Raw genomic sequence first — 25,478 nt, 5'->3', positions numbered from 1 at the left:
AAACAGGAGAAGCCCGGACCGCGGGCCTGCCGCCGTCCGGGCTTCTCCGGGCAAATCCGCGGGAACTTAGTTTCCGCTGCCCACCTTGTCATTCTCGTGTGCCATGGCGATTTCTTCGGCACGTGCTGCGTTGGCTTCCTCGGTCAGCTCCGCACCTGCTTCGGCATCCCGGGTGAGGTTCTCCCCGGTCTCGGGATCGAACAGATGCACCTTGCGGGTGTCCAGCCACAGCTCGGCGTCGCGTCCTCCGCGGATGCGGGAGGCTGCGTCGATGGTAACCACAATCTGCGGCCGGAGCTCGTCGGCGTCCATATCCCGTGCCAAGTTGTCCAGGAGTTCCTTGACCTCAGGATCCGGGTGGAAGGGGATGTAGCCGTACTGCTCGTTGCCCAGCCATTCGGTGTGGCTGATGGGTGCGGTAAACGTTGAGCCGTGGTGAAGCTTGGCCTCGTCCACAAACTTGGCATCCTCAAAGAACTCCGGCCGCAGCCCTACGAGCACAATGTTCTTCCCCGTGGCCTTGCTGGCCTTATCCTGGGGAATCGTGATGTCGCCAACCGCAGTCCGGAGCACGTTGCCGTCCACCGTGGCCGGCAGGAAGTTCATCGACGGAGAGCCGATGAAGCCCGCGACAAAGAGGTTGATGGGCTGTTCATACAGTTCGCGCGGCGACGCCACCTGCTGCAGGATGCCCTTCTTGAGCACGGCTACGCGGTCGCCGAGGGTCATGGCTTCAGTCTGGTCGTGGGTCACATAGACGCTGGTGGTTCCCAGCCGGCGCTGCATCTGCGAGATCTCCGACCTCATTTGTCCGCGCAGTTTGGCGTCCAGGTTGGAGAGGGGCTCGTCAAAGAGGAAGGCATCCGCCTGGCGGACAATGGCGCGGCCCATGGCAACGCGCTGTCGCTGACCGCCGGAAAGGTTGGCAGGTTTCCGGTCCAGATGCTCAGTCAGCTCCAAGGTGGCAGCAGCGTCATTCACCAGCTTGTTCACCTGCTCATCGGTGTACTTGCCCTTGGCGAGGCGCAGCGGGAACGCGATGTTCTCGAAGACCGTCAGGTGCGGGTACAGGGCGTAGTTCTGGAACACCATGGCCAGGTTGCGGTCACGGGGTGCCTTGTCATTCACCCGCTCCCCGTTGATCAGCAGGTCTCCGGACGTGATGTCTTCCAGACCTACGATCATCCGCAGGAGGGTGGACTTTCCGCAGCCGGACGGGCCAACCAAGATGATGAACTCACCGTCTGCGATATCCAAGCTGACATCGTTGACGGCAGGGAAGCCGTCGCCGTATTTCTTGACGAGGTGGTTGAGGGTGATCGATGCCATGAGAATAAATCCTTTTCTTCGACCGGACGTAAGGAACTTAGCCCTTGACGGCGCCCTGGGTTAGGCCCGAGACGATCTGGCGCTGGAACGCCAGCACCAGCACTACAACGGGGATGGTGACAATAATTGCGGCCGCCGAGATGGCGCCCGTCGGTTCTTCGAACTGGGAGGCGCCGGTGAAGAAGGCCAAGGCTGCTGGAACCGGCCTTGCTGCATCGGTTGAGGTCAGCGAAATGCCGTACACGAAGTCATTCCAGGCGATGAAGAACGCGATGATCGCCGTGGTGAACACCCCGGGTGCCGCGAGGGGAACAATAGCCTTGCGGAAAGCCTGCCAGGTGGTGGCTCCGTCCACCTGGGCTGCCTGTTCCAGCTCCCAGGGAATCTGCCGGAAGAACGCTGACAGCGTCCAGATGGAAATCGGCAGGGTCAGGGACAGGTACGGAATGATCAGTCCGAGCCAAGTGTCATACAGCCCGATGTTGCGCCACAGGTTGAACAACGGAGTCACGATGGAAATTACGGGGAAGATCGAGACGCCGAGCGCAGTGGTCAGGATCAGCTTCTTGCCGGGAAAGTCCAGCCGTGCAATCGCGTAGGCACACAGGGTGGCCAGCACCACGGCAACAAACGTGGCGATCAGGGAGATGCCGATGGAGTTGCGCAGTGCGGAGAGGAAGAGATCCTGGGCGTCCCCCACAAGGATCTCTTCATAGTTGGTGGTGGACCACGTATTGGGGAGGAACGTTCCCGACGTGAGGTCGCTGGGGATCTTGAACGAGGTGGCGAGAATCGAGGCTACCGGGAACAGTGCATAGACGATCACCACGATCGAGATGATGGTCCAGATCAGCCTGCGACGAACAGGTGAGGATTTCACTAGTTACCCCCTCGTGCACCGGTGAGGTCCACCTTGAACAGTTTGATGGCGATGAAACAGATGATGATCACGCAAAGGAACAGCAGGACTGAAATCGCTGAGCCCATGCCAATCTCCAGCCGGGAAATCGAGGTGCGGTATGCCAGCAGCGACAGGACTTCGGTCCCGTAGGCACCGTTGGTCATGATGTAGACGTTGTCGAAGATCCGGAACGCGTCCAGCGCCCTGAACAGGACGGCAACCATGATGGCGGCCTTCATGTTCGGCAGGATCACCCGTGACATCCGCTGCCACCAGGTGGCACCGTCCACTTCCGCGGCTTCGGTCAGTTCTCCGGGAACCTGCGCCAGCCCGGCGAGCAGCAGGAGAGAAATGAACGGTGTGGTCTTCCAGATTTCGGAGGCGATAATCACGAACAGGGCGGTGGGCCCGTCGGCAAACCAGTTCAGGTCCGGGCTAATACCCGGCACCCAGTCGAACCAGTGGTTGATGTAGCCGGAGTTAATGTCGAAGGCGTAGAACCAGGCGAAGGCCGAAACCACGGTGATGATGCCGTAGGGGACCAGGATGGCTGTGCGCAGCCAGCCGCGGACGGCCTTCAATGCACTGTTCATCACCAGGGCCAGGGCAAAGCCCAGAACGAGTTCCACAGCCACGGTAATGACGGTGATCAGCAGCGTCACGCCGAGGTCGCGCCAGAAAACGCTGTCGGTGAGAATAACGCTGTAATTGCCGAGGCCAATGAATTCCCTGTCGCCCGGCGCCGTCAGCCGGTACTTGAACAGTGAATCCCACACGGCCAGGAGGATCGGATAGGCAGTGACGGCCAGCATGATCACGAATGCCGGGCCGGCCAGCCACAGCCCGAGCCTGCGTTCGGACCGTGCCCTGTCACTCAGGCGCGGCTTGGCGGGTTTGGATGCGGGCACTGCTCCCCGCTGAGCTTCTACGGAAGTGCTCACAACAGCTTCTCCCCTTTCAGGACCGCAAGGATGAACTCGGAGCTGGTTTCCGGCGTGGTTGCCGGATCAACGTCGCTTGGCGGGGTCCACGTCTGCTGGATGCCGGTTGAAACTTCGTTGTAGTACGGGGTTTGCGGCCGGGGCTTGGACAATTCCAGGGACTCACGGATGGTCTCCGCCATGGGGAAGGTGTCCGATACGCCCGGAGCATCATAGGCATCGATGTTGGCCGGGGGATTGCCGTTGCTGGTGAAGTACAGGGACTGGTTATCCGGGCTGACAATGCACTCAATGGCCTGGTAGGCCAGGTCCTGATGCTTGCTCTCGGACCCCACACCGAGGTTGATCCCGCCCAGCGGGGGAGCGGTTTCTTCACCGGCATTGACCTGCGGATACAGGGTCCAGCCTATGTCATCGATCAGGTCTGCGGGCAGTGTTCCCGCTTCCACTGCTGCATTGGTGGCAGGCCAGACAAAGGGGTAGTTGACCATGAACGAGCCCTGGTCGCCCTGGAACTGGATCATGGAGGTGTTTTCGGTTTGGGTGGGCAGTCCGGGGCCGCCGAGGCCTTCCTTGCCGATGGTGGACACGATTTCGGCAGCTTGGGTTCCCGCCTCGGAATTGAGGCCCAGCTTAATCTCGTCTGCAGGGGCGTCCGGATTCTCCACGATGGTGCCGCCCGCAGATTCGACCAGTGCGTTGACCCACACGGTCATGGATTCGGCCCGGGCACCCTGGACCCCCAGGAACTTGCCCTGGCTGGCGGCTGCGTCAATGAGCTGCTGCCAGGTGACCGGCTGGGTCATGTCCAACCCTGCGGCTTCCGCCACCGACTTCCGATACCAGAGGATCTGGGTGTTGGCCCAGAACGGAACGGCCACCACCTTGTCCTTCCACTTCGCTCCGGTCAGTGCACCTTCGACGACGTTCTGCGTGGTGTTGTCGATGACCTCCTGCGGAACAGGAGCGAGGTAGCCGGGTTCGGCCAGTTCGGGGACAAACGGCGGGTCCAGGCTCATGATGTCCATGGTGTCGTCGCCGGCTGCGAGCCGGCGGGCGAGCTGCTCCCGCTGCGCTCCGGCATCGCTGGGCAGCAGCGAGGTCTGGATGGTGTAGGCGCCATCTGCCTGGTCGGTGCAGATTTCGGCGATCGTTGCCTGGCCGCCGTCATCCGGGTTGATGTACCAGGTGAGGGTTGGGGGACCTTCTTCGGAGGAACAGCCGGTCAACAGCGTCGCTCCGATAGCGAGGGCAACCCCCGCAGCTGCGCGCGCCCGTTTGCGGGGCCGGTCGTTGTGTCTCGCATCCATTGGCATCGGTGTTGTGCCTCCACCTCGTCGTAGGCGCGGATTGATAGAACCTTCCGCAAAACTGCCACCCTAAGCAGCCTTTCGAAAAGACACTATGCCTTGGGTGTGAATTCCGCCACTCTCAGGACGAGTGGCGGTGAGAGAAACCTCAGGTCAGGAGTGCAGCAATGACTATGAGGACCGGAAGGGAGAGAATGGTGGTCAGCAGAACCGTGTCCTTGGCTACGAGTTCGCCCTGGCCGTAGCGGTTGGCTGCCACGAAGACATTCTGTGCGGTGGGCAGGGCAGCGGTTACGACGACGGCAAACAGCAGGGTTCCCTCCATCCCCAGGATGTAATGCGCCAGGGCGTAGGCCAGCAGCGGCTGCAGCACCAGTTTGAATGCCGTGGCGAGGAGGACGTCGGCCCGGCGGCCGCCGTCGCGCTCCAAGAGGCGGGATCCAACAAGGGAGATCCCGAAGGCCAGCAGCATGGCGGGTACAGCAGCTCCGCCGATGAGGGTAATGGGCTCCAGGATGATGACCGGCAGGGTAAGGCCGGTGGCGGCCAGGAACAGGCCGATCAGGGTTCCGATAATGATCGGATTGCGCACGACTTGGGCCAGGAAGGTCATTAGCGAGGTCCGCCGCCCGCTCGTCGCCGAATCCAGAAGCATCAGGAACAGCGGTGTGAAGAAGGCCATCTGGAAAATCAGGACCGGGGCAATAAAGGCGGCATCGCCCAGGACATAGACGGCTATGGGCAGGCCCAGGTTGGCGCCGTTGACCAGCGACGAGGACATGGCCGAGATCAGTGCCTCGGGCAGGGGGCGGCGCAGCCACCAGCGGGTGCAGAGTACAAAGATGCCTGCCGTTACGACGGCGCTGGCTGCCGCTACGAGCAGCGGCAGGGAAAAGACCGTGTGCAGGTCCGCATCACTGAGGGTTACGAGCAGCAGGGCGGGGGAGGCAACGAAGAACGCCAGCCTGCTCAGGACATTTTGCGCGTTTGCGCCCAGGACCTTGAGCCTGCCGATCAGGTATCCCGCAAGAATGATGATCCAGACAACGGTGAACCCGGTAAGTACCCCCAACACCGGCTCAGTATATCCCCGCCGAAAGACAGCGCAGACAACAAAAGACCCCTGGGAATCGCGGAGGATTCTCAGGGGTCTTTTTCTCGGAGCGGGCGACGGGAATCGAACCCGCGTATCAAGCTTGGGAAGCTAGCGCTCTACCATTGAGCTACGCCCGCAGCGCCGGAAGGGTCCGGCACAAAAAACCACTTTACATGGAACCCGCGCCGGGCCGAATTCGGTGTTCACCCGTCGTTGCTGTCTGTCTCCCTGCCGCCCTGCCGTGCACGGTCCACCAGATCCCGCCATTTACCCTGAACACAGTGCTCGGGCAGGGTTACCGCAGCCGGGCCCACGCTAATCTCGTAGACAAAGCGGTCTGATCCGTCAGCCTTTTCCGGCGGACGCTCCTGCAGCAGCGGCAGCCACTCCCGCTCCGCTTCTTCGGTGCTGACCTGGGTGCTCCACACCCGGGTCAGGCCGGCGAAGCCGCCGGTGCGGACCACCACAATCCTCATGGCAGCACGCCCACGGCTTCCCAGGCACCGGACACGGAAGCGTACTCTGCTCCCGAGCTGCCGTAGCGTTTTTCCGCAGCGGCGAGCGTTCCGGCCGCAAACAGTGAAAAAGTGCAGTCCGCAGGGAGGTCCTGCTCGGCCAAAGTGTCATACCAGATTTGCCCGGCCCGTTCCCAGGCGAAATTTCCCATGGCGGTGGCGGCCAAATAGAAGGCGTGGTTGGGAATGCCGGAATTGATGTGGACTCCGCCGTTGTCCGATTCAGTGTCCACGTAACCCGCCATGGTGGCCGGCTGCGGGTCACGGCCGATCACGTCGTCGTCATACGCCGTGCCGGGAGCCTTCAGGGACCGAAGCGCAGCGCCCGACACCTGGTCGGTGAACAACCCCGCGCCCACTAGCCACGTTGCCTGCGCAGCTTCCTGGTGCAGGAGTTTCTGCTCCACGAGGACACCGAAAACGTCTGCGGCCGATTCATTCAGCGCGCCGGCCTGGCCGGAATACTCAAAACGGGAGGTGTACTGGACAACGCCATGGGCCAGTTCATGCCCAATAACTGTCAGCGATTTGGTGAACCGCTGGAAGATTTCGCCGTCGCCGTCGCCGCACACCATCCGTTCACCGTTCCAGAATGCGTTGTCATAGTCGCGGCCGTAGTGCACAGTGGCCGCCAAAAGGCCGCCGGCGCCGTCCACCGAGTCCCTGCCGTAGACGTCGCGGAAAAGCGCGTGGGTAGCCCCGAGCCCTTCATAGGCCTCATCCACTGCTGCATCGCCGGTTGGATCTGCGCCCTCTGAACGGACCAGGGTGCCGGGGAGGATCTCCAGTGAACCGGCGTCGGAAATCTCCCGCCGCAGTGTGGGGGCCAGTGCGCTGCCGCGCGGGGGAAACGGCGGCTGCAGTGTCTGCGACCGTGCCTGATGAACCGGAGGGAGCTCTGCCAGCGCCCGCTGCGCAGCTTCCGGCGCCCGGCTAAAGCCTCCGCCCTGCAGTTCGGCAATGCGTGTCAGGAGATAAGGGGGAACAATTGAACAGGTCATGCTGTCCTCCGGAGTCCGGGTGCAGGGCAACTGGTTTCCCTCCACGCGTGTGGCCCCAGCCTAGAGGCCACCTCTGACAGCGCAAGGGTGGCTACTGAGGCTGCGTCTCGCCGCTGCCTGCTTCGTTCGCCGCAGCGGCTGCTGCCTGATTGGCCGCTGCCTGATCGTAGGCGGCAACGATGGCGGCGATTCCTTCCGGTCCCAGCTCGAGGCCCAGGTTGCTGCCGGGGTTGATGGCCAGTCCGTAGCCTGCGCCAATGCTGCGCAGGGTAGCTTCACCGCCGGCCTTCACCATGACCGGAGCCGCTTCGCGGATCTGTTCCGGCACCCGCTGGGCACTGGTGAACGTTGCGGCTACAGCGGAGTCCCCCTCGGGGGCCTTCAACACCAGGGCCTGGAAGGACGCGGGGTCCTTCTCGTCCAGCAGCCGGCCGACGCTGAGCAGCTCCGATTCGCAGATCCGGGCTACCAGCTCCTGGCTGGTGATCCGGCCTTCCTGGCCGGCGAGGATGGCTTCTTCGAGCGCTGCAGCACCTTCGGGGTCCTGATACTGCGCCTGGCCGGGAAGTGTGCCTTCCGCATCCGCCGTGCCGTGCGTGCTGTCCGTATTCTCCGTCATGGGGATCTCCTTGAGTGCTGGATGTTCGTCAAAGGCTCAGCCGCAAGTCTGGCACAGCGGCAGGGGGGTGAATCAAGCTACGGTGGGAGAATGAGCGTGAGCAGGAACACCCGAAACCTGGAGCCGGGCATTGAACGGGACTTCACCGACAAGATGAGCTACGGCTCCTATCTGGCACTGGATGATCTCCTGGCCGCCCAGCATCCCGTGAGCAGTCCGGAGCACCACGATGAGATGCTCTTCATCATCCAGCACCAGACCTCCGAGCTGTGGCTGAAACTTGTCCTGCATGAACTGCGGGCCGTCCGGTCCAACCTGGCCGCGGATGACCTGCGCGCCGCCATGAAGGGCATCGCCCGGATCAAGCACATCCAGCGCTCGCTGACCGAGCAGTGGTCGGTGCTGGCCACGCTGACGCCTTCGGAATACGCCGAGTTCAGGGGTGATCTGGGTGCCTCGAGCGGGTTCCAGTCCTATCAGTACCGCGCCGTGGAATTCCTGCTGGGCAATAAGAACGCCGCCATGGTGAACGTTTTCGCAGCCGATCCGGCGGCGCAGGCCCTGCTCACGGATCTTTTGGAACAAACCAGCATCTACGACGAGTTCATCCGGTTCCTGCACCGCCGCGGCTATGCCGTCCCCGTGGAACTGCTTCACCGTGACGTCACGCAGGCGCATGTGGCCAACGAGGGCCTCATGCGTGTTTACAAACACGTTTATGAGAACGCCGCTCAGAATTGGGACATTTATGAAGCCTGTGAAGAGCTGGTGGATCTGGAGGACAACTTCCAACTCTGGCGTTTCCGCCATCTGAAGACCGTGGAGCGCACCATAGGATTCAAGCGGGGAACCGGGGGATCCTCCGGTGCGTCCTTCCTCCAGCGGGCGCTGGAGCTGACGTTTTTTCCTGAGCTGTATGCCGTCCGGACGGAGATTGGCCGCTGACAGCCCAGGCCGGCTCCCGCGTGTGCATGCGCTATTTTTAGATAGTGCTGATTTCTGACCGCGACATTCGAACCGAAATTGCCGACAAGCGGATCGTCCTCGATCCCTACGATCCCTCAATGGTTCAGCCCTCGAGCGTGGACGTGCGCATTGACCGGTTCTTCCGGCTCTTCGACAACCACAAATACGCGCACATCGACCCGTCCCTGGACCAGCCGGACCTGACCCGCCTGGTGGAGGTCGACCCGGACGAGTCCTTCATCCTGCATCCGGGCGAATTTGTCCTAGGGTCCACCTATGAGACGGTCACCCTGCCCGATGACATTGCGGCGCGGCTTGAGGGTAAGTCCTCGCTGGGCCGTCTGGGGCTGCTGACGCATTCCACTGCCGGTTTCATTGACCCCGGCTTCTCCGGGCACGTGACCCTGGAGCTGTCCAACATGGCAACGCTGCCGATCAAGTTGTGGCCCGGTTCCAAGATCGGCCAGCTGTGCTTCTTCCGGCTGACCTCCCCGGCCGAATATGCCTACGGGTCCGGACAGTACGGCAACCGTTACCAGGGCCAGCGGGGCCCGACGGCGTCGCGCAGCCACCTGAACTTCCACCGCTCCCAGGTGTAGCGCCGGGCAGCGGTCAGGCTTCCGGAACCACCGCGCGCGGTGTCTTGTCCGGTGATCGCACCGGCAGCAGCACCAGCAGGCCCGCCAGCAGCACCAGCAGGATGCCGAGGATGCCGTACCGCTGGGCGCCGAAAATGGTGATGAAGGCGGCGAAGAGCGTGGGCGCCAGGAAGCTCACGGCTCGGCCGGTGGTGGCATAAAGCCCAAACAGCTCGGCTTCCTCGCCTTCCGGGGCAAGCCGGGCCAGGAACGCACGGGACGCCGACTGGGCCGGCCCCACGAACAGGCACAGCATCAGTCCGAATATCCAGAACGTGGTGTCGCCGCTCCACTGCAGCCCGAAGAGGCGCTGGTCCCCGGCTCCGAACAGCGCAATGAACCCGCCGGAGATCAGCAGCCCGATCAGTGAGAAGACAATGACCTTCTTGGGGCCGGCGCGGTCGTCGAGGAAGCCGCCCGCAATGGCGCCGACGGCTGCCACCACGTTGCCGAAGATGGCGAAGATGATGACCTGTGAGAGGGGCCATCCAAAGGTCCCGTGTGCTATCACTCCGCCGAACGTGAACACCGCGGCCAAGCCGTCACGGAAAACTGCGCTGGCCAGCAGGAACCAGATGGTGTGCGGACTGGTCTTGTAGATGGCCTTGACGCGACGGAACAGCAGTCCGTAGGACGCCAGGAAGCCAATTCCGGCAGCTCGTTCCTTACGGGGAACTTCGGGAACCGCAAACAGGACGGGCACCGCGAAGACGGCCAGCCAGACGGCGGCGAAAACGGCGACGGCGCGGATGTTCAAGCCGTTCTCCGAAGTAACGCCGAACCAGCCCACGTCGGGGTTGATGAAGCCCACCAGCACCACTGCCAGGGCAGCAATCCCGCCCACATACCCCATGCCCCAGCCGAAACCGCTGACCCGTCCCACCGTTGCCGGCGTCGAAATCTGGGACAGCATGGCGTTGTAGTTCACGCCGGCAAATTCACTGAAGACGTTGCCCAAGGCGATCAGCGCAACGCCGAGCAGCAGGAACTCCGGCCGGGGAAAGACGAAGAAGCACAGGGCGGTGACCAGGCACACCAGGGCCGTGTTGATGCCCAGCCAGAGCCGGCGCCGGCCCCCGGCGTCCGAGCGCTGTCCCATGACGGGGGCGAACACTGCCACTGCCACTCCGGCCAGGGCAATGCCGTACCCCAGGACGGAGGAAGCATGGTCTTTCCCGCCGAAGCTCTCCGAGGTCAGGTACACCGTGAAGACGAAGGTGGTCATTACGGCGTTGAAAGCGGCGGACCCCCAGTCCCACGACGCCCAGGCAAGGACCTGCCGTTTCCGGAAACGCGGAGGCAGCCCGCCGGGCAGGGTGCTGTGAACTTCTGTGTGGGAGACCATAGGCAGATGCTATAGGGGCCTGCGCCCGGCAGGGCCGCAACCGGCACTCCGGCATGTCCTTGGGCATGGCTGCCCGGCCCTCGAATGGGGCTTGGGTGTATGCCATGAGTAGAATAGATATACGCCCTCTGACCACCACCTTGATAACTACAGCTGTGTTTGTGGCTGGAAGACTGTCAAAAAAAGCTCGGGAGATCTAGTGCTAATTGTGCTCACCGTTTTGTTTACGGTGGCATTGGTGGCGCCCATAATGTTCCGCAGGATCGGCAGGTCGGCGTTCTACGTCCTGGCCGCCGTCCCCGCAGCAGCCTTCATCTGGCTGCTGGTCACGTTCCCCCGGTACACAGGTGCCGACCAGACGCTGGCCTCGGGCGCTCCCAACGCCCCGCCGTCCGTAGTGATCCCCTGGATTCCCGATCTCAAAGTTGAGCTCGCGTTCCGGATGGACACCCTGGCCGCGGTCCTGTCCATCCTCATTCTCGGCGTTGGATCGCTCGTGCTGTTCTACTGCGCACGCTACTTCCGCCCGGGGGACGCACAGATGGGCGCCTTTGGCTCCCAGCTGCTGGCCTTCGCAGCAGCCATGTTCGGTTTGGTGACGGCGGATGACCTGATCCTGCTCTTCATCTTCTGGGAAGTAACCACCGTCCTGTCCTATCTGCTGATCGGATACTCGGCGCATCGGCTGTCGGCGCGCCGGGCCGCCCTGCAGGCACTGGTGGTTACCACCCTCGGCGGGCTCACCATGCTCGTGGGCATGGTGTTGATCGGTGATGCCGCCGGAACGTTCCGGATTTCAGAGATCATGGCCATGGCCCCGCAGTTGCTGGAGCGCGGCGCCCTCGTGGACATCGCCATTGTGCTCATGCTCATTGGCGCCATCTCCAAATCCGCGTTGGTTCCCTTCCACTTCTGGCTGCCCGCCGCCATGGCCGCGCCCACCCCGGTCAGCGCCTACCTGCACGCCGCAGCCATGGTCAAGGCCGGCATTTACCTTGTTGCGCGGTTGGCCCCCGGCTTTTCGGAAAGCACCTACTGGCATGCGGTGGTGCTCGTTCTGGGCCTTTCCACCATGCTGCTGGGCGGTTGGCGCGCGCTGCGCCAGCATGACCTCAAACTGATCCTGGCCTACGGAACGGTCAGCCAGCTCGGCTTCCTGACCCTGGTGGTCGGTCTCGGCAACCGCGAGGCTGCCATTGCCGGTTTGGGACTGCTGCTGGCTCACGGCTTCTTCAAGGCGACCCTGTTCCTGGTGGTGGGCATCGTGGACCACCAGGCCGGTACCCGCGACATCCGCAAACTCTCCGGTATTTACCGCTCCGCACCGAAACTGTTTGTCGTTGCCGTCATCGGCGCCGCTTCCATGGCCGGCGTTCCGCCGCTGCTGGGTTTCGTGGCCAAGGAATCCGTCTACGAAACGTTTGTCCACTTCGCCGAAAAGCAGGGAACTTTCGGTGCGGCCGTCCTGCTGGCCGGCGTCGTCATCGGCTCCATCCTGACTTTCGCCTACAGCGCGCGCTTCGTCTGGGGCGGCTTTGCGGCCAAACCTAATTGCCGTCCGACGCCCTTCAAGCCGGTTCCGTGGGCGTTCATCGGCGCGCCGGCCATCCTCGCGGCGGTTACGGTGGTGTTCGGTCTCTGGCCGGCCCCGATCGATGCCGCCGTCAGCTCCTACGCTGATCTGTACCCGGCCGACGGCGCCCCCACCCATCTGGCGCTGTGGCACGGTTTCACCACGGCGCTGCTGCTGACGGTCATTACCATCGGCGCCGGGGTGCTGCTGTTCTGGCAGCGGCTGCGGGTCGAAAAGCTCCAGGCACGTTTCACCGCACCGCTGGACGCCGAGCGTTCCTACCGCGGAATCATTGGCGTGCTCGACGACGTCGCGGTCTGGATTACCGGCCGCACGCAGCGCGGTTCGCTGATGTTCTATCTGTTCGTCATCCTGACGGTGGCCGTCCTGACACCGCTGTCCGCCCTGCTTTGGCGCGGAGCTTCCCTTCCCGACCAGTTCCACTGGTGGGACACCCCGCTGCAGGCAGTGATCGGCGTGGGAATCATCTTGGGCGCCCTGGCCGCAGCCCGCGCCAACAAGCGCTTCCTTGCGGTGCTGATGGTCAGTGTCACCGGTTACGGCATTGCCCTGATCTTTGCCCTGCAGGGCGCACCGGACCTGGCCCTAACCCAGATGCTGGTGGAAACCATCGTTCTGGTGGCCTTTGTGCTGGCCCTGCGGTCACTGCCGGCCCGGCTGTGGAAGCGGGAACCCGCCGGGCACCGCCTGCTGCGGGCCCTGCTCGGGATCGCCTTCGGCGCCACCATGGTGCTCATCGCCATGACGGCCATGAACTCCCGCGTCGCCGAGCCCATCTCGCTGCTGTACCCGGACCTCGCGTATGAGGTGGGAGGCGGCGCCAACATCGTGAACGTAACACTTGTGGACGTCCGCGCCTGGGACACCTTCGGTGAGATCTCCGTGCTGGCCATGGCCGCCACAGGCGTGGCCTCGCTGATCTTTGTCCGCGGACGCGGCGACAAGCGCCGTCGTGCCGAGGGAGTTGCCACCGGCTCGGTGGACCGCGGCCGCGAACACTTTGCCTCGACAGGCCGCCAGGAAGCCACGCTGGCCCTGGCCCGGAAGTTCTCCAGCGTGAGCCGTGATGCCTGGCTGGTGGCCGGGCGGACCCTGGCACCGGAACGCCGTTCCATCATCTTTGAAGTAATTACGCGGCTGCTGTTCCACTCAGTCATCATGTTCTCGATCTACCTCTTGCTGGCCGGCCACAACATTCCCGGCGGCGGCTTCGCCGGCGGGCTCATGGCAGGGCTGGCCCTGACCATCCGTTACCTGGCAGGCGGACGCTTTGAACTGGCTGAAGCGAGCCCGGTCAGCGCCGGCCTGCTGCTGGGCGGCGGGCTGGGCATCGCCGGCCTCACGGCCGCGGCGCCGCTGCTCTTCGGCGGCCAGATCCTGCAGAGCGCGATCATCAAGTTCACTTGGCCGATCTTTGGCGAGATCAAGTTCGTCACGTCCACCATTTTCGACATCGGCGTGTATCTGGTGGTGGTGGGGCTGGTCCTGGATGTCCTGCGCAGCCTGGGCTCCGAAATCGATGAACGCAGCGAAGGCGGATCCTCCGACGACGAGGACCTGCTGGAACCCGAACCCGAGATAGTCAGCAAGGAAGAGGAGGTGGCCCGATGAGCGTCAACATCACCTTCATGATCATTATGGGAGCGCTGTACGCCTGCGGCATCTACCTGCTCCTTGAACGCAGCCTGACCCGCGTGGTGCTGGGACTGACCATGCTCACCAACGCCACCAACATCCTGCTGCTCTCAACCGGCGGTTTCCAGGGCCTGGCGCCGCTGTTCAACGCGGAGATCGCGGCGGAGGATTACAATGATCCGCTGCCCCAGGCCTTTATCCTGACGTCCATCGTGATCTCCTTCTCGGTGACCGCGTTCATGCTGGGCATCATCTACCGGTCCTGGGTGCTCAGCCGCCAGGACGAGGTCCAGGACGATATTGAGGACCGCCGCGTGGCCAGCCAGAGCAGCTTCGATGCCGAGGACGACGCCGACGTCCCCGAGGACACCACTGAATTCACCCCGCCCGAAGAGGCTGAAGAGGCGCCGGGCTCCCTGCGCGCCACCGGTCAAAGCACCAGCCCGGAGGCCAAGGAATGAACACCATAAGCCTGGCCCCGATGGCCGTTGTCCTGCCGTTCTTCGGTGCAGCCCTCGCCTTCATCCTGATTCGCCACACCAGCGCCCAGCGCATCATCAGCGTCAGCATCCTGTCCCTCACCCTGGTACTGGAAGTTGTCCTGCTGTTTTCCGTCTGGGAGACCGGGGCTCAGGCGGTAAACCTGGGCGGTTGGCTCCCGCCGGTGGGCATCACCATGGTGGTGGACCAGTTCTCCGCCCTGATGCTGGTCATTTCCACGGCCGTAAGCCTGGCGGTGCTCATTTACGCGGCCGGGCAGGGCATGGCCGACGGCGATGAAGACGGACCCATCTCGATCTTCCATCCGACGTACCTGATCCTGGTTGCGGGGGTATCCAACGCCTTCCTGGCCGGGGACCTCTTCAACCTCTACGTGGGCTTTGAAATCCTGCTGACCGCCAGCTACGTGCTGATGACGCTGGGCGGGACAACGCCGCGGATCCGCGCCGGTGTCACCTACGTGGTGGTCAGCGTGGTCTCCTCCCTGCTCTTCCTGATCACCATCGCCATGATTTACGCTGCCACCGGCACCGTAAACATGGCAGACCTGGCGGTGAAGCTGGGAGACCTGGATTCGGGAACCCAGCTGATGCTGCACCTGATGCTGCTGGTGGCGTTCGGCATCAAGGCTGCGGTGTTCCCGCTGTCCTTCTGGCTGCCTGACTCCTACCCAACCGCTCCGGCACCGGTAACGGCAGTGTTCGCCGGCCTGCTGACCAAGGTGGGCGTCTACGCCATGGTCCGCACCGAGACGCTGCTCTTCCCCGGCGACCGGATCAACTCGCTGCTGATGGTGGTTGCCGGGCTGACGATGGTGGTGGGCATCCTCGGTGCCCTGGCGCAGACAGACATCAAGCGAATGCTGTCCTTCACCCTGGTCAGCCACATTGGCTACATGGTCTTCGGCCTGGCGGTCGGATCCGTGATAGGCATCGGTTCCGCGGTGTTCTACGTGGTCCACCACATTACGGTCCAGACCTCGCTGTTCCTGGTGACCGGCCTGATCGAGCGCCGGGGCGGCACCGCCAACATGGACCGCCTAGGCGGACTGGCCAAGCTGTCGCCGATCCTGGCCGTGCTCTACTTCATCCCCGCCATCAACCTGGGCGGCATTCCGCCGTTCTCCGGCTTCCTGGGCAAGCTGGGGCTGCTGGAGGCAGGCGCTGAACTGGGCACGCCGCTGGCCTATACCTTGGTGGGGGCCAGCGTCCTGACCAGCCTGCTGACCCTGCTGGTCATGGCCCGGGTCTGGAACCGTGCCTTCTGGCGAACCCCGGAAGACGCCGTGCACCCCGATCCGATCCTGCTGGCCACCGGCACCGACGGATCGTCGCTGCGGACCTCCGGTGACGTCACCGAAAAGTCCACCGGTAAGTTCTCGGGCCGCGGCGCCGTCGACCTGCTGCCGCGCACCATGGTGTACCCCACAGTGGGACTGGTGGCGCTGGGTGTTGCCCTGACCGTCCTGGCCGGCCCGCTGTTTTCGCTCAGCGACCACGCTGCGCAGGATTTGCTGGACCGTACCCCGTACATTGAAGCCGTTCTTGGAGAGGGGGCCGGACAATGACCCGCAGAGCCCAAATGCGGAACCGTCCGCGCGTACCGCTGCTGAAGGAAATCCCGCTGCTGATCTGGCTGGTGTTCCTGTGGGGCGCCCTCTGGCAGGACTTCAGTGCCGGCAACCTGATCTTCGGGGCCGTGATCGCGTTCATTGTGGCCAATATCTTCTACCTGCCTCCCGTGGAACTGAGCGGACGGTTCAACCCGCTCTACGCTGCGGGTTTCCTGGTCCGGTTCTTCTACAAACTGGTGCACGCCAGCTTCGAAGTGCTGTGGCTGTCCCTGACCAAGGGGCCAAACATCAAGAATGCCGTGGTGGGCGTGAAGCTGCGCAGCCGGTCGGACCTGCTCGTCACTGCCACCGGACACGCACTGTCGCTGATTCCCGGCTCGCTCGTCGTGGAAGTTGACCGGTCCACCTCCACCCTGTACCTGCACTGCCTGAACGTTTCCACACCGGAGGAAGCGGACAAGGTCCGCAAGGACGTGCGGGACACCGAGTCCTGGCTGATCCGCAGCATTGGCACCCGTGAGGACCTGGACGTGCTGAAGGCAGAGCAGGCTTTGGCCGGATCCGAGAGCGCCCTCCCGGCCGCAACCAGCAAGGAAATGAACCCATGATGAGCATCTTTGTGGTCCTGGTGGCAGTCATGCTCTCCGTCGCGGCAGCCGGTGCCATCTTCCGGATCGCGCGCGGTCCTTCCATCCTGGACCGGGTGCTGGCGGCTGACGTCCTGCTGACCATCGTGGGAGCTGCCCTGGCCACGGACATGATCGTGAACCGGAACCTGAACTATTTGGCGCTGCTGGTCTCGATTTCACTCATCGGGTTCATCGGTTCCGTGACCGTTGCCCGCTTTGTTACGGACCGGAGGTAGCCCGTGAGCCCGGAACTGAATGACCTCATTGTTGGAATCCTGATGCTCGGCGGGGCGTTGATGTCCCTGGCGGCCGCCATCGGCCTGACCCGCTTCCCGGACTTGATGAGCCGCATGCACGCCGCGTCCAAGCCGCAGGTGCTCGGACTGCTGCTGTTCCTGCTGGCCATGGCCGTCCAGTTTGAAAGCTGGGCACTGCTTCCGGTCCTGGGCGTGTGCTGGTTGTTCATGATCCTTACCGCACCGGTGTCCGCCCACATGGTGGGGCGTGCCGGATACCGTACCAAGCACCTGCGGCCCGAACTGCTCACCATCGACGAGCTTGACGACGTGGTGGGCCGCGCCCAGGAGCTGCTGCTCCAATCCCGGGCCGGCGATACTGACGATGAAGACGAAGATGAAGACCCGCGCGTGGATGACGATCCCGGAGCCCACAACGAAGCAGGGTCATTGGACGACGATTCCTCGGCCGAAACAGCGCAGGGCGCCCGCCGCCCGGAACACAGTCCCGAGGGCTGAGCGCCCTGTGGTGAAACCCGGTGCTGCTTAGACGACCTCGGGGGTCTTCTGGTAACGCTGGATGGCGCGCTGCGTGCCGCGGGTGGTCAGCACCCGGATGGCCTGGCTAACGGCGCCGGAAACGACGGCGAAGACCACCGCGGTGCGGAGGTTGACGTCCAGGACTCCGTCATTGTCCCGGGGCGGTTCGTTGCCGGTGATCCGGGTCCAGAGGAAGTCCAGCAGTTTGGCGGACACGATGCCCGCGCCGATGCTCACACCGGTACTGAGCAGTTTAAGGATCAGGTTCATGGATGCTCCTAAGGTTGGGGGCCGTTTTCCCTAACCCTACCGCCGGGCCGCCCAAAGTGGCTTGTCCGTGTGTAGAGTGGTGATCGCAAAACATACGACAGGGGAGCGCCCTCCCCGCCAGTGCTCAGGCACGACGCGGGAAGACCCAGGCGCTGAGAGTGCGGACATCCGCAGACCCTCGAACCTGATCCGGTTAGTACCGGCGATAGGGAGTCGAGATCTCACGGGATCTCACGGCAGTCCGCCGTGAACAGTCCCTCCCCTCCTGTACCTCAGGAGGTTTTTTCATGCAGCAGAACAATTCCCCGGCGCAACGCCCCGGTCGGCAGGATTCACCGTGGCGGCGCCCCTGGCGGGTGGTCGACATTGTGGTGGCATCCGTGCTCGCAGTAGCCGTGGGCGTCATCTTTTGGGTCTGGTCGCTGGCCTACAGCGGCGTGGAGGTTATGTTTCTTGCCTTTCCGCCGCTAGGCGGCCTCTACACCGGCGGCTGGCTCATTGCAGGCGTACTGGGCGCCCTGATCATCCGCAAACCCGGAGCCGCCATCTACTGTGAGGTCCTCGCCTCGGCCGTGTCCGGCGTGCTGGGAACGCAGTTCGGCCTCTCGGTGCTGCTGTCAGGATTCGTCCAGGGGCTGGGAGCCGAACTGGTCTTCCTGGCCTTCCTCTACGTCCGGTATACCCTTCCCGTTGCAGTGCTGGCCGGACTGGTGTCCGGAGTGTTCCTCGGGGTTAGCGAAAACATCCTCTACCGGCCCGAATGGGCCCTGCAGTGGCAGGCCCTGTACACCCTGTTCGCCGCCGTCTCCGGTGCCGTCCTTGCCGGGGTGCTGTCCTGGCTTGCCGCCCGGGCGCTGGCCCGGACCGGAGTCCTGGCATCGTTCGCCTCGGGACGGGCAGCAGATGCGCGTTCCTGACGCTTCCCCCGTGTCTTCCCCCGTGGCCGTGCGGGCGCGGGACTACTCGTGGTGGCACGCCGGCCGCAGCACCCCCGCATTCTCCTCCCTGACGCTGGACATCGAAGCAGGGGAGAAGGTCCTGCTGCTGGGTGCTTCCGGGGCCGGGAAATCCACACTGCTGCACGCCCTCGCAGGTGTCCTGGGCGAAGGCACCGGACCCGACGCTGCGGGGGAGGAACACGGCAGCCTCACCCTGGACGGGGTGCATCCGCTGCAGGCCCGCGGCCGGGCGGGCCTGGTACTGCAGGATCCCGACTCGCAGCTGGTGCTCTCCCGTGTGGGGGATGAGGTTGCCTTCGGTGCGGAGAACCTCCGGATACCCCCGCAGGAGATTTGGGAGCGGGTGCGCACCAGCCTGGACGATGTTGGCCTGCGGGTGCCGCTGCACCATTCGACGTCCGCCCTGTCCGGAGGGCAGAAGCAGCGTTTAGCCCTGGCCGGCGTGCTGGCCATGCAGCCAGGCCTGCTGCTGCTGGATGAACCCACCGCCAATCTGGATCCGCACGGCGTGCGGGAGGTCCGTGCCGCCGTCGAACGCGTGCTGGAGCGAACGGGCGCCACGCTCCTTGTGGTGGAACACCGTGTTGCCGTCTGGGCGGACGTGGTGGACCGGGTGGTGGTCCTGGCGGCCGACGGCGGAATCCTGGCTGACGGACCGCCGTCGCAGGTGTTGGCGGAGCCGGGGAACCGTGCCCGCCTCGCCGCTGCCGGCGTCTGGCTTCCGGGGGCCCGGCCTGCGGTCTCGGACCCTCCGGCGCAGGACGCCGGAGCTGAGTTGCTTGTTGCCGGCGGGCTGGCCGCCGGGCGCGGGAAAAGGAAACCGGCAGCCGTCAGCGGGGTGGACCTGACGCTGCGGGCCGGAACCTCACTCGGCATCACCGGCCCAAACGGCGCCGGAAAGACGACCCTTGCCCTGACGCTGGGGGGACTGCTTCCACCCGTGGCCGGCGCACTGCGTGCCTCACCCGCGCTCGCCGGTTCCGCCGGAACTGATCCCGGCCGCTGGAAATCGACCGAACTGGTGACCCGGATCGGCACGGTTTTCCAGGAACCGGAACATCAGTTCCTGACCGGCACCGTCCGCGGGGAACTGGCCTTTGGCCCCCGGCGTGCAGGACGGCTGACAGAAACGGAGATTACCGACCTGGTGGAACGGCTGGCGGACCGGCTGAGGCTCACCTCCCTGCTGGACGCCAACCCGTTCACCCTCTCGGGGGGAGAGAAGCGCCGGCTCTCGGTTGCCACGATGATCGCCACGGAACCGGACATCCTGCTGCTGGACGAACCTACCTTTGGCCAGGACGCCAACACCTGGGCTGAGCTGGTGACCCTGCTCCGCAGTTTGCTGGCCGAAGGGCGCTCCGTGGTGGCCGTGACCCACGACGCCGAGTTCCTGCAGGCGCTGGGAGGAGATGTCCTGCACGTGGAGGACGGCGCGGCCACGGCACGCAGGGCTGTCCGGAATGCGGTGTGGAAGTGAGCGGCACGGAAATGATGACGGACCTGCGGAATCCGACCCGGCGTCCGGCGGGGACACTGTTGGAGCGGGCAAATCCGCTGTCAAAACTTGCAGCTGCCGCGGCCGTAACGCTTGCGGTGCTGGTGAGTGTGGACTGGATCAGCGCAGGCATTGTGCTGGCCGGTGAGCTGCTCCTGCTGCCGCTGCTGAGGATCCGGCCGCTGGTTCTGCTCAAACGCATCTGGCCCCTGGTGATTGCCGCTCTGGTTGGCGCCTGGGGCACGGCGCTGCTGGCGGAAAAGACCGGCACCGTCCTCCTGGATGCCGGGCCGGTCCTGTTCACTTCGGATTCGGTGGCCGCAGGCATCGCCATCGGACTGCGCGGTTTGGCGATAGCCCTGCCGGGGATTTACCTGCTGGCCTCGACAGACCCCACGGATCTGGCGGATGCCCTCGCGCAGAAGATGAGGCTTCCGCACCGGTTTGTGCTCGGGGCGCTGGCCGCCATGCGTCTGGTGGGGTTGCTGGTTTCCGAATGGCAAAGCCTGGGCATGGCCCGGCATGCCCGGGGAATGGGCGCGGATTCCGGCCCGTTGACCCGTGTTCGTTCCTTCCTGGGGCAGGCGGTTGCCCTGCTGGTGCAGGCGGTGCGCCGGGCCACCCGGCTGGCCGCAGCCATGGAAGCCCGCGGTTTTGGCAGCGGGGGGAGGACGTGGGCCCGCACCTCAGTGTTCACGGTGCTGGATGCCTGGGTTGCCCTCTACGGGGTGCTGCTGGCCGGTGCGGCGCTGACCGCCGCCGTTGCCGCCGGAACGTTCAACTTCATCCTGACCTGACCCGGACTGAGCAGCCCGGACTACAAGGCCCCGCGCAGCAGTGCGGTCAGTTCCTCGGTCAGCTCGGGGGATGACGGGATCGGGGTGCCGTCGATGGAGGTCACCGGGGCGAGGAGCCGGATGCTGGAAACCAGCCACACGGCGTCGGCTTCCATCAGGTGGGCCGGCTCCAGGGGTCCGTAGCCCCGGGCCCATCCTGCGGCTTCAGCCGCGTCGAACAGAGCGCGCTGAGTGGTGCCGGGAAGGATGCCGCTCTCAAGCTCGGGCGTCAGCAGCGTTTTGACGCCGTCTTCCTCGACCGCAAGGATGACGCTCGACGTCGGACCCTCCAGGACCTTTCCGTCGGAGGACGTAAAGATGACGTCGTCGGCGCCCTGAGCTTTCGCGTAGCGCAGCGCCGCCATGTTGACGGCGTAAGACAGAGTCTTGGCGCCCAGCAGCAGCCAGGGCGCTCGGTCGGCCACGGTGCTGTCATAACCCCGGTCCAGCAGCAGGACAGCCAGGCCCTCGGCGGTGCGTTCCCTGACCTCGGCGGGTACGGGGGAAGCCGCAACCCACGCGCTGGGGGAGCCGGTGCCCTCGACTCCGCGGGTCAGCAGCAGCTTCACCACCGCCTCTGTGGGTCCGGCCTGAATCAGCAGCTCGGAAAGGGCCGTGGAAACGGCACGTTCCCAGCTCTCCCGTTCCGGAAAAGCAAGGTCAAGAGCCTGCGCCGAAGACGCCATCCGGTCCAGATGGGCGTCCATTTTACGGGCAGTGCCGTCAACGGCGAGCATCGATTCAAACACGCCGTCGCCGCGGGTGGCCCCCAGATCGGCGGCCATCAGCTGCGGGACGGCGGCATCCGCGAGACGGCCTTCGGGAAACTTCGGATCCAGGAACACCAGAACAGTCATGACCCCAGCCTAGTTTGTTCATCCGGCAGACTAGGCTATTGGGGAACCGGTCAGCTGATAGGAGCCTCGTGTGTGGGTTGCATTAACGGGCACGGCGCTCCCAGTATGGATCGCCACGGCACTAACCGTGCTGGATTACGCGATCCGCATCATCGCCCTGGGCGTAGTGCCGGGGAACCGGCGGCCCACCACCGCCATGGCCTGGCTGCTGTGCATCTTCTTCCTCCCGGTGCCGGGAATCATCCTGTTCCTGCTCTTCGGCAATTTCCGGCTCTCCGAACACCGGGTCAAGCGCCAAGCTGAGGTCAACCGGGCGGTCCGTGAGAACACCCGCGAACTGGAGGCCGAGGGCAGCCGGTATTCCGGGCCGGAATGGGTGGTCTCGGCCACCGAGCTGAACCGCCGGCTGGGATCCTTCCCGAGCCTGGACGGCAACAAAGTGGAGCTGCAGCGGGACTACAGCGAGTCCATCCGCGAAATGACCGAAGTGGTCCGCGCCGCCCAAAAATACGTGCACGTCGAGTTCTACATCATGAGTTACGACAGCGTCACCCGGGAATTCTTCGCCGCGTTGAAGGACGCCGCCGCGCGCGGAGTCCGGGTGCGCCTGCTGTTTGACCACATCGGCACCCTGCGGGTGAAGGGCTATCGGAAACTGCTGAAGGAACTTCGCAGCACTGACATTCAGTGGCGGCGGATGCTGCCCCTGCTCCCGGCCCGCGGTTTGTGGCGGCGGCCGGACCTGCGCAACCACCGCAAGATCCTCGTGGTGGACGGCAAAGTGGCGTACACGGGATCGCAGAACCTGGTGGAACCCTCCTACCGCAAGCCTCATAACCAGAAGATGGGCCGGAAATGGGTGGAGCTGATGGCGCGGCTGGAAGGGCCGGTGGTTGATGAGATCAACGTGGTCTTTGCCACCGACTGGAACGCGGAAACGGATGAAAACCTCGAGCGCGAGCTGAGCCTCTATGAATGGGACAGCCATCCCGGCGACGTGACGTGCCAGGTGGTGCCCAGCGGCCCCGGGTTCACCACGGAAAACAACCTGCGCCTGTTCACCTCCCTGATCTACTCGGCCTCGGACCGCATTTCCATCACCAGTCCGTACTTCGTGCCCGATGATTCCCTGCTGTACGCCATCACCACGGCTGCCCAGCGCGGCGTTAATGTGGAGCTGTTCGTTTCCGAGCGGGGTGACCAGTTCCTCGTCGACCATGCCCAGCGTTCCTACTATGAAGCTCTGCTGCGTGCAGGCATCCGGATCTACCTGTATCCCAAGCCGCTGGTGCTGCACGCAAAGCACTTCACCATCGACAACGAGGTGGCCGTCCTGGGGTCCTCGAACATGGACATGCGGTCCTTTTCCCTGAACCTGGAAGTGTCGGTCATGATGTTCGACGGGAACATCGTGACCGACATGCGCCGGATTGAAGACACCTACCGGTCCATGTCCCGGGAGCTGCTGCTCTCAGAGTGGGTGGGGCGCCCCGTCTGGCAGCGTTACATCGACAACGTGTGCCGGCTGACCGCCACGCTGCAGTAGCTACTCCGGAAACCGGGCTCCCAGCGCACTGAGTACCCCGAAGGCCTTTGCCTGGACTTCTTCCCACTCCGCCTCCGGATCCGAGTCCGCCGTGACCGCTCCGCCAACCCCCAGGGACAGGGAACGGTCCCGGATTTCCAGGGTACGGATCACCACGGACAGATCCGCGGCACCGGTCAGGGAAAACCAGCCGACGACGCCGGAATAGGCTCCGCGCGGGGCACCCTCCAGCCGGTCCAGGATAGCCATGGTGCTGATCTTGGGAGCCCCGGTCATGGACCCGGGCGGGAAGGCAACGGCAAGGGCTTCGGCCCGGGACGCACCGGGAAGCAGCACCGCGTCCACTGTGCTGACCAGTTGGTGGACCGTGGCGTAGGTTTCCACCGCGCAGAGGCGGGGCACGGTGACCGAACCCGGGACGGCGAACCGGGACAGATCATTGCGCAGCAGGTCCACGATCATGATGTTCTCCGCGCGGTCCTTCACCGATGAGACCAGGTCTGCTTCCAGTCCCCGGTCCTCCGCGGCCGTGGCTCCGCGCGGGCGGGTTCCCTTGATCGGCTCGGCCCGCATGCGTCCGGCGGCGTCGAAGGACAGGAAGCGTTCCGGAGAGCTTCCGGCCAGGCTGTACCCTCCGAAGCGCAGCAGCGAGGCGAAGGGCGCAGGGCTGCGCCGCCGGAGTCTGCGGTACAGACCCAGGACGTCTGCCGGGCCCGGCGGCTCGGCCAGGTGCCCGGTAAGCGAGGTGGTCAGGCACACCTCGTAGGAGTTGCCGTTGCTGATTTCTGTCTGCGCGGAACGGACCTTGGCCAGATAGGAATCCCTGCTGTCCCGCACAGCAAACTGCGGGACGGGCAGGGAAGAACCGGTGGGCGGAAGATCCGGCATGGTTCCCGGAGGGACAGCGGCAACAGTTTCGACGGTCCGCCGCACCAGCGCAGCCCAGCTGTCCGCGCTGCTTTCACCGCCGTCCGGGCTGTTGCCGGAAAGGGTCAGCACGTAGACGCACCTCAGCTCGTGGTCCAGCACCACGGCCCGCCCGGCATAAATGAGGGCGGCGTCCGGGACGGATTCCGGGTTTGTGCCCGGAGCCGCCGGAGTGTTGCTGCCGCCGGTTTCCCGTTTCAATTCGTAGCCCAGGAACCCGAGCCAGCCCAGGGCAAACCCACAGGGGTAATCGGCCGGGGCCTGCCCCCGGGGCCGCCCCCAGACCGAGTCCAGCCAGGGGAAGAACGCTCCCGGCCGACGGGCGCTCACCGGTCCGGACACGATGGTGGTCACTCCGCCGCCGGTTTCGCGCCGGTGCTCGGCGTAGCGTCCCAGCGGGCCGCCGTCGTCGGCCATGATGCTGAAGCGGCTTCGGGCCCAAACGTGCGCGGCACCGGATTGACCCGGGCCAACCGGCACCTCCGGGTCCGGCACGACTGAGTCCGGGGCGCTGGAACTGTCCAGCCAGACGGCGCGGGAAGAACTGCCGTACAGCGCGGCGTACAGCAGCTCGGGGTTCACCCAGGTGTCCAGCCGCTGAACCCGGACAGTTCCGGCGTCCGTGCCGGCTCCGGCCCAGCCGGGGGTTAGCGGAAGTGCGAGTTCCCCCAGGGCCTGCAGCACGTATTGGACGGTGGCCGCGGGATCCGGCGCGCCGGCGTTCCGGTCCACGCCGAGGTCAACAGTGATGTCCGCGCAGGACGACGCCGGATCCTCCGCCGCCCAGGCCTGCTCCTGCGCGGCCCACCGGTCCCAATGCGGCACGTAGGTGTCGCCGTCGCGCGCCAGTGCCTGTTTCCGCCGAAGTTCCGGCGGTGCACTAACCCACACGGCAGCATGGAGCAGGCTGCGCACGGCGGCGCTGGAAGAGCCCACGCCCTCGAAGATGATGATGTCAGCAGGCTCGGTGCGGCGCGCGTCGGCATACCGGCCCAGGCTCCAATCCCAGTCCTGCCAAACGGCAGCGCGGCCCGCGGACAGCGGTTCGGCGACGTGCCGGCGGAAGTACCCGATTCCCTCCGCCAATCCGTCCCATCCCGGATAGATGTCTTCCAGGTGGAAGAGGGACACGGTGTGGTGGGCGCGAAGTGCCGCTGCCAACTCTGTTGCGAGGGTGGTTTTGCCGGCACCGGAGAAGCCGTCAACGGCGATGAGG

General features: G+C 64.6%; 24 protein-coding genes, 1 tRNA gene and 1 riboswitch. Of the genes, 12 read left to right on the top strand and 13 right to left on the bottom strand.

Annotated elements, in window-relative coordinates; translation table 11 throughout:
* Nucleotides 1–66: 66 nt before the first annotated feature.
* From KG104_RS16170 to KG104_RS16130, 9 genes are all read right to left on the bottom strand, one after another.
* Complete coding sequence (locus KG104_RS16170; protein WP_104053166.1) at nt 67–1,329, bottom strand: ABC transporter ATP-binding protein; 1,263 nt, start codon at nt 1,327–1,329, stop codon at nt 67–69.
* 37 nt (nt 1,330–1,366) lie between these two features.
* Nucleotides 1,367–2,209, bottom strand: coding sequence for a carbohydrate ABC transporter permease (locus KG104_RS16165; protein WP_104053165.1), 843 nt, complete (start codon nt 2,207–2,209; stop codon nt 1,367–1,369).
* A complete protein-coding gene (locus KG104_RS16160; protein ID WP_104053164.1) occupies nt 2,209–3,171 on the bottom strand; it encodes a carbohydrate ABC transporter permease in 963 nt (320 codons plus the stop codon). Before KG104_RS16160 ends, KG104_RS16165 begins: the two co-directional genes overlap by 1 nt.
* Complete coding sequence (locus KG104_RS16155) at nt 3,168–4,481, bottom strand: sugar ABC transporter substrate-binding protein (RefSeq protein WP_104053163.1); 1,314 nt, start codon at nt 4,479–4,481, stop codon at nt 3,168–3,170. Before KG104_RS16155 ends, KG104_RS16160 begins: the two co-directional genes overlap by 4 nt.
* Nucleotides 4,482–4,629: 148 nt before the next feature.
* Nucleotides 4,630–5,556: an AEC family transporter gene (locus KG104_RS16150; protein WP_104160225.1), complete on the bottom strand. Its 927-nt coding sequence runs from the start codon at nt 5,554–5,556 to the stop codon at nt 4,630–4,632.
* 87 nt (nt 5,557–5,643) lie between these two features.
* A tRNA-Gly gene (locus tag KG104_RS16145) sits at nt 5,644–5,714 on the bottom strand.
* A 66-nt stretch (nt 5,715–5,780) separates the two neighbouring features.
* Nucleotides 5,781–6,053 (bottom strand): protealysin inhibitor emfourin, encoded by a 273-nt coding sequence (locus KG104_RS16140; protein ID WP_104053161.1) that lies wholly within the window; start codon nt 6,051–6,053, stop codon nt 5,781–5,783.
* The gene (locus KG104_RS16135; RefSeq protein ID WP_104160226.1) at nt 6,050–7,093 is read right to left on the bottom strand and encodes a M4 family metallopeptidase; all 1,044 of its coding nucleotides are present in this window, start codon (nt 7,091–7,093) and stop codon (nt 6,050–6,052) included. Before KG104_RS16135 ends, KG104_RS16140 begins: the two co-directional genes overlap by 4 nt.
* Before the next feature lie 91 nt (nt 7,094–7,184).
* Entirely contained in the window at nt 7,185–7,712 is a 528-nt protein-coding gene (locus KG104_RS16130; RefSeq protein WP_207347710.1) for an SseB family protein, read from the bottom strand.
* 90 nt (nt 7,713–7,802) lie between these two features.
* On the opposite strand from KG104_RS16130, the gene kynA reads away from it, so the two are divergent.
* A complete protein-coding gene (kynA, locus tag KG104_RS16125) occupies nt 7,803–8,657 on the top strand; it encodes a tryptophan 2,3-dioxygenase (protein ID WP_207347711.1) in 855 nt (284 codons plus the stop codon).
* A 44-nt stretch (nt 8,658–8,701) separates the two neighbouring features.
* On the top strand, nt 8,702–9,277 hold the full coding sequence (gene dcd, locus KG104_RS16120; protein ID WP_207347712.1) for a dCTP deaminase: 576 nt from the start codon (nt 8,702–8,704) through the stop codon (nt 9,275–9,277).
* 13 nt (nt 9,278–9,290) lie between these two features.
* On the opposite strand, the gene KG104_RS16115 is transcribed toward dcd, so the two are convergent.
* Nucleotides 9,291–10,661 (bottom strand): MFS transporter, encoded by a 1,371-nt coding sequence (locus tag KG104_RS16115; RefSeq protein WP_207347713.1) that lies wholly within the window; start codon nt 10,659–10,661, stop codon nt 9,291–9,293.
* Between the two features lie 199 nt (nt 10,662–10,860).
* Here KG104_RS16115 and KG104_RS16110 point away from each other — a divergent pair, with 199 nt between their 5' ends.
* The 6 genes from KG104_RS16110 to mnhG are packed head-to-tail and all read left to right on the top strand — an operon-like array spanning nt 10,861 to nt 17,348.
* Nucleotides 10,861–13,866 carry a Na+/H+ antiporter subunit A gene (locus tag KG104_RS16110; protein ID WP_104053156.1) on the top strand — a complete coding sequence of 1,002 codons (3,006 nt, stop codon included), beginning with the start codon at nt 10,861–10,863 and terminating at the stop codon, nt 13,864–13,866.
* On the top strand, nt 13,863–14,351 hold the full coding sequence (locus tag KG104_RS16105) for a Na(+)/H(+) antiporter subunit C (protein WP_104053155.1): 489 nt from the start codon (nt 13,863–13,865) through the stop codon (nt 14,349–14,351). Before KG104_RS16110 ends, KG104_RS16105 begins: the two co-directional genes overlap by 4 nt.
* Entirely contained in the window at nt 14,348–15,958 is a 1,611-nt protein-coding gene (locus KG104_RS16100) for a Na+/H+ antiporter subunit D (protein WP_207347714.1), read from the top strand. Before KG104_RS16105 ends, KG104_RS16100 begins: the two co-directional genes overlap by 4 nt.
* Nucleotides 15,955–16,572 carry a Na+/H+ antiporter subunit E gene (locus KG104_RS16095; RefSeq protein ID WP_237685645.1) on the top strand — a complete coding sequence of 206 codons (618 nt, stop codon included), beginning with the start codon at nt 15,955–15,957 and terminating at the stop codon, nt 16,570–16,572. Before KG104_RS16100 ends, KG104_RS16095 begins: the two co-directional genes overlap by 4 nt.
* On the top strand, nt 16,569–16,829 hold the full coding sequence (locus KG104_RS16090) for an MrpF/PhaF family protein (RefSeq protein ID WP_104053152.1): 261 nt from the start codon (nt 16,569–16,571) through the stop codon (nt 16,827–16,829). The genes KG104_RS16095 and KG104_RS16090 overlap by 4 nt, the downstream gene beginning before the upstream one ends.
* A gap of 42 nt (nt 16,830–16,871) precedes the next feature.
* Nucleotides 16,872–17,348 (top strand): monovalent cation/H(+) antiporter subunit G, encoded by a 477-nt coding sequence (gene mnhG, locus KG104_RS18335; protein ID WP_372434169.1) that lies wholly within the window; start codon nt 16,872–16,874, stop codon nt 17,346–17,348.
* 27 nt (nt 17,349–17,375) lie between these two features.
* Here the strand turns inward: mnhG and KG104_RS16080 are convergent, their stop codons facing one another.
* Nucleotides 17,376–17,639: a DUF4235 domain-containing protein gene (locus KG104_RS16080; protein WP_104160235.1), complete on the bottom strand. Its 264-nt coding sequence runs from the start codon at nt 17,637–17,639 to the stop codon at nt 17,376–17,378.
* 89 nt (nt 17,640–17,728) lie between these two features.
* Nucleotides 17,729–17,868, top strand: a riboswitch (TPP riboswitch).
* A 58-nt stretch (nt 17,869–17,926) separates the two neighbouring features.
* Here KG104_RS16080 and KG104_RS16075 point away from each other — a divergent pair.
* From KG104_RS16075 to KG104_RS16065, 3 genes are read left to right on the top strand one after another with little or no spacing between them, the layout of a single operon-like run.
* Entirely contained in the window at nt 17,927–18,556 is a 630-nt protein-coding gene (locus tag KG104_RS16075) for an ECF transporter S component (RefSeq protein WP_207347715.1), read from the top strand.
* Entirely contained in the window at nt 18,543–20,078 is a 1,536-nt protein-coding gene (locus tag KG104_RS16070; RefSeq protein ID WP_207347716.1) for an ABC transporter ATP-binding protein, read from the top strand. Before KG104_RS16075 ends, KG104_RS16070 begins: the two co-directional genes overlap by 14 nt.
* A 14-nt stretch (nt 20,079–20,092) precedes the next feature.
* Nucleotides 20,093–20,893 (top strand): energy-coupling factor transporter transmembrane component T family protein, encoded by an 801-nt coding sequence (locus KG104_RS16065; RefSeq protein ID WP_207347890.1) that lies wholly within the window; start codon nt 20,093–20,095, stop codon nt 20,891–20,893.
* Nucleotides 20,894–20,913: 20 nt separating this feature from the next.
* Here KG104_RS16065 and KG104_RS16060 read toward each other — a convergent pair whose 3' ends face one another.
* The gene (locus tag KG104_RS16060) at nt 20,914–21,789 is read right to left on the bottom strand and encodes an aminodeoxychorismate lyase (RefSeq protein WP_104101985.1); all 876 of its coding nucleotides are present in this window, start codon (nt 21,787–21,789) and stop codon (nt 20,914–20,916) included.
* 70 nt (nt 21,790–21,859) lie between these two features.
* Between KG104_RS16060 and cls the strand changes: the two genes are divergently transcribed.
* Nucleotides 21,860–23,335 carry a cardiolipin synthase gene (gene cls / locus KG104_RS16055; protein WP_104160239.1) on the top strand — a complete coding sequence of 492 codons (1,476 nt, stop codon included), beginning with the start codon at nt 21,860–21,862 and terminating at the stop codon, nt 23,333–23,335.
* Here cls and KG104_RS16050 read toward each other — a convergent pair whose 3' ends face one another.
* Nucleotides 23,336–25,423: a chorismate-binding protein gene (locus tag KG104_RS16050; RefSeq protein ID WP_237687086.1), complete on the bottom strand. Its 2,088-nt coding sequence runs from the start codon at nt 25,421–25,423 to the stop codon at nt 23,336–23,338.
* Nucleotides 25,424–25,478 lie beyond the last annotated feature (55 nt).

It is taken from the genome of Arthrobacter sunyaminii, from assembly GCF_018866305.1.
Lineage (GTDB): Bacteria > Actinomycetota > Actinomycetes > Actinomycetales > Micrococcaceae > Arthrobacter_B > Arthrobacter_B sunyaminii.
The sequence above is the reverse complement of the archived record's forward strand: the minus strand, read 5'-3'. Positions and strand labels throughout refer to the sequence as shown.